Source organism: Nocardioides sp. (genome assembly GCF_031422975.1).
Lineage (GTDB): Bacteria > Actinomycetota > Actinomycetes > Propionibacteriales > Nocardioidaceae > Nocardioides.
The window spans coordinates 1-4,234 of the sequence record NZ_JANPEO010000173.1; the positions used below are offsets into that span (position 1 = coordinate 1).

At 65.6% G+C, this 4,234-nt stretch carries 3 protein-coding genes and 1 pseudogene; 2 read left to right on the top strand and 2 right to left on the bottom strand.

What is annotated here, in order from left to right:
* Positions 1–1,351: 1,351 nt before the first annotated feature.
* Positions 1,352–1,978, top strand: a pseudogene (locus RMO85_RS05445) (transposase); the annotation flags it as partial.
* 318 nt (positions 1,979–2,296) lie between these two features.
* On the opposite strand, the gene RMO85_RS05450 reads toward RMO85_RS05445, so the two are convergent.
* Positions 2,297–2,431 carry a hypothetical protein gene (locus RMO85_RS05450; protein WP_310527100.1) on the bottom strand — a complete coding sequence of 45 codons (135 nt, stop codon included), beginning with the start codon at positions 2,429–2,431 and terminating at the stop codon, positions 2,297–2,299.
* Between the two features lie 105 nt (positions 2,432–2,536).
* Between RMO85_RS05450 and RMO85_RS05455 the strand changes: the two genes are divergently transcribed.
* The gene (locus RMO85_RS05455; RefSeq protein ID WP_310527102.1) at positions 2,537–2,797 is read left to right on the top strand and encodes a hypothetical protein; all 261 of its coding nucleotides are present in this window, start codon (positions 2,537–2,539) and stop codon (positions 2,795–2,797) included.
* 619 nt (positions 2,798–3,416) lie between these two features.
* Here the strand turns inward: RMO85_RS05455 and RMO85_RS05460 are convergent.
* The gene (locus tag RMO85_RS05460; protein WP_310527103.1) at positions 3,417–4,226 is read right to left on the bottom strand and encodes a hypothetical protein; all 810 of its coding nucleotides are present in this window, start codon (positions 4,224–4,226) and stop codon (positions 3,417–3,419) included.
* Positions 4,227–4,234 lie beyond the last annotated feature (8 nt).

The following is a 4,234-nucleotide window of genomic DNA, read 5'->3' on the forward strand; positions in this document are numbered from 1 at the left end:
AGCGGTCCTGCTCGTCGGGTTGGTCCTGAACGCGACCCTCGGCTGGTCGTGGGCCGACCCCATCGCCGGGCTCATCATCGCTGCCGTCGCTGTCCGTGAAGGGCTCGAAGCGTGGCGGGGCGAGAACTGCGGCTGCGGACCGGTCGGCGTGAGTCCCGAAAGCGACGCATGTGGGTGCGCGCCTGGGTGCACCGACGACTGCTGTGCCAACCCCACCGACACGACCCCACACGCTCACCATCGGGCGCCGTGACGGAGCCGAGTCATGACCACCCTCGCCATGGTCATCTCGTCGTCTACCTACTCGTCGCGTTCGTCGTCCGTACCGTCATCCAGGTCCGCCGCGTAGGCGACTCCGGTTGGCGGGGCCTGCGCGCGTCGCCCACGGACAGCACACAGAAGGCGGGGGCGCGACTGCTCTCGCCGCGCTTGTCAGCGGTGCCTACGTCCCCCGTGCCGGAGAAGTCGTGGGCGTTCTGGTCACCTAGCGGCAACGTCGACCTTCCACGATTTTTAAAAAGCATCCCAAGCTGAGGAAATCCGCGGGTTGATCCGCTCTCAGTGGGTAGGACTGGATTCGTATCGTTGTCGTCACGTTCGTCGGGGACCAAGTCCCGCTGAACGACGCGGTCGCCGGGCAGTTGCTCGCAGCTACCGAGGTGCTGCGCCTGCGCGATACTGCTGTGGAGCTGATGCTCCAAGACAGCGCACATGCGCACAGCGCGCTGCGGCAAGACCTGACCGGCCGTGCGCCGAGGCGGTCCGGATACCCGCCGCGAGCTTGTTCGCGTTGAGCTCGTGGCTGGCCGGGCGTGGAGCACGAGCGAGGGCCACTCGACCTGATCCTCGCCCGAGACGGCTTGTGACTACCGGGCGTAGCATCAACTTCGTCGTCGCGGAGCCACCGGGCCGCGACCGCCGGGAAAGGAGACCGAGCGCATTGCCAGTCTCCAGTGCGCCGGCGGATGTTCCCCTTCAGATACTGCTCAACCGGGTCATCTTGGCCCGTTCAGTGTTGGCCGACAGTCGCCATGCCAACCTTGGCGCAGTGTGCATGGACGATGCGCGAGCACAGATGGTCACCTCTCTCGAGGCCTACACCTCGGCCCTTTACGCCCTGCACTTGCCTGTGCCGTACTCCCTCAGAGACGAGTTGCGCACTCAACGGGGTGCTTATAGAACCGGCAAGGGACACGTTGTCCGATCGCACCCTGACCCGGCGGCACCTCGATGGTCTGATCAGGGGCGTTGGTCCGGACCTTCGTAACGACCCGAGAGCCGCGGGACTGTGGATCTAACGGTGTTTCCGGCCCGACGCGCTGAGCTCTGAGCCCCGCGGAGAGGTGCCGTGATGACGACACTGGATGTTGTGAGTGCGAAGAAGAGGCCCGAGCCCTCGGCTGAGGAGCTCGCTGCCCGGGAGCTGGTCCGGTTGGCCAAGGAACAGGGGCTGTCCCTGACTGGGCCCGACGGGCTGCTCAAACAGTTCACCAAGAGCGTGCTGGAGACCGCGCTCAACGAGGAGATGACCGAGCACCTGGGGCATGAGAAGAATCGTGTCGCCGAGGACCGGGAGTCGGCCAACGTCCGCAACGGCACCCGCCCCAAAACGGTGCTCACCGAGGCCACCGGGCACGTGGCGATCGACGTGCCACGAGACCGGGAGGGCACCTTTGATCCGGTGATCGTGAAGAAGCGACAACGCCGGCTCAACGGGGTCGATGAGATCGTCCTCTCGCTCTATGCCAACGGGTTGACCACCGGGGAGATCTCGGCGCACTTCGCGCAGATCTATGGCGCTGCGGTGTCGAAGGAGACGGTCTCGCGGATCACCGACAAGGTCCTTGAGGAGATGGCCACCTGGCAGGCCCGGCCGCTGGAAGAGGTCTACGCCGCGATCTTCATCGACGCGATCATGGTCAAGGTCCGCGACGGCCAAGTCGCGAACCGGCCCATCTATGCGGCGATCGGGGTGACTAAACCGCCCCGGAGATTCCGGAGTCTGAATTTGGTGGCTCAGCCGGTCGGCTTGAGCTGGTTTCTTGCAGCGTAGTGAAGTTCCTCGGCGGCCATCGGGGTCTTAACCGCCCCGGGGTGTCTGGAGAGTCCGGGAAACCGGGTCACGCTCCGAGTGATGGTGGGGACGCTGACCTGCCGACGACCTGACTGTCGGGAGGTCGGTTGCGGTAAGGCCGGGCGCAGGCCCGGGACAGCATCGCTTCACGTTCGCCGCGCGCGTCTTCGCGGGTCAGACGAGGTGGTGGCGCGGAAGGACGGATCCTCCGAACGAGGGAAGTCAGGCCGGTTGCGGATGCACGACGGTCACCGGGAGGCCGAAGTGCCGCAGTCGGTGTTGCAGGTCCTGGTGCAGCCAGGTCGAGACGTGGTGCTCGGGTAGCGCCAGCATGATCTCGTCGATCGGCTCGCTCAAGATGGTCTCCTCAATCGCGTCCATGGGTTCGTGGCGCACGGACACTGACCCGATGACCGTGCTCCCGGCAGCCATCGTGAGATCGGGCAGAGCACGCTTGAGAACTTGTTCGGCCTCGGTGGCCTTTACGTGACGATCGGGATGGAGGAGATGGATCTCGGCCGCGGCCGGATTCAGAACGATGACCCGGAACTGAACGTCACCGGTCGCTGCGCGGTGCTGGATGGCGGCCAACAGTCCGGCGGCTGGCTCTGCCTTGTCGGTGACGACAAGGATCCTGATGGTGCGGGCTTCCAACATGGTTCTTTCTCCTTGGACGGCAGAACGCCGGTTGCTCGTTGCGGATTGGTCAGGCGGGTTCTCTGAGGTCTTCTCCCGTGAGGGTGAGGTAGAGCAGGCCGGCCGGCCGGCGGGCTGGTGCCGGGACAGTTCATTCATGGGCGATCACCGTGCCAAGCCGCGCCCCGTTCCGCCTCCGAGGTCGTTGGCCGTGACCTTGGGCCTGATTGTCATGAACCGAGTGTGGGGCGGAGATCCTGCCATTGACCTGACCAGTCCGGGCGGAGTCCCGGTCTCGTGACTCCCGGCCTCAGACCATTGCGGGGAGCTGTATCCGGAACGCGGTGGCGTTGCTCTGATCCATCAGTTCGATGTCGCCCCCGAGGTCGCGGGCAGTCTCCCGGGCGAGCCAGAGTCCCAGCCCCCCGCAACACTGGCGTCGCGACTGCTCACCCAGGCGTCGAAGAGGTACGGGACCATGTCCGAGGGGACCGGCGGACCGGTGTTCGAGACCTTGACGACAAGGACGGCTTTGCCCGTAGCGGCGAGAGCTACATGGCAGCGTCGTCCAGGTTCGATGAGACGGCGATGAGAGCCGAACGTGAGGGCAACTGACCGGATGCGTGGCTGTTGCTCTCGGTGCGAGTTTCCACCGCACGTTGCTCGATGACATCTTCGCGTCGCTGCGGTGATCGCCGTGGCAGCATCAGCCGGCGAGGGCCTCTTGGCGTTGCCTCTCCGTACGGTCCACGCCGGTCACGCTCAGGTAGATGACGGTGGCGAGGATCGCTCCGAGGAAGAGCACGCTGGTCACCAGGGTGCCGAGCGCCAGGCCGCCCTCGCTCTTGTCGAGGGCCAGGTAGTCACCGATGTTGGCGCCGAGCGGGCGGGTGAGGATGTAGGCCATCCAGAACGACAGCACCGGGCCGACGCCGATGCGCCAGCCGAGGGCGACGAGTGCGATCAGGCCCGCGGGGAGCAGGATCGCGGTGCCCGGAGACCAGCCGGTGAGTTCGAGGGTCCAGTCGCCCAGAGCGGTGCCGAGTGCGAAGGTGACCAGGACCACGAGCCAGTACCAGCCCTCGCGGTGTGTGGTGTTGATCGAGTGGATCGACAAGGTGCGCTCACGTGCGTACCAGACGGCGAAGACCGCGGCGAGCACTACGGCGAAGACGACCGAGCTGACGGCCAGCGGGACGCCGCGCGCGTCGGTGAGGTTGTCGGTCAGCAGGGTGCCGACCACGCTGATGAGCACGACCGCCAGCCAGTAGACGCCCGGCACGTACTTGCGCAGTCTGAACTGCACGAGCAGCGTCGCGACCAGGGCGGTCGTGAACACGATCGTTGTGTTGGTGAGCCCGAAGCCGAGGGTCTCGTTGATGTAGTCGGCGAAGCTCTCACCGACCGTCGTGCAGAGGATCTTGATGACCCAGAAGAACACGGTGACTTCCGGGACCTTGTTCAGCATCTGTCGGCCGGTGGCCGGGAGCGTGTGTGTATTGGTCATGTCGCTCATGATCGGTT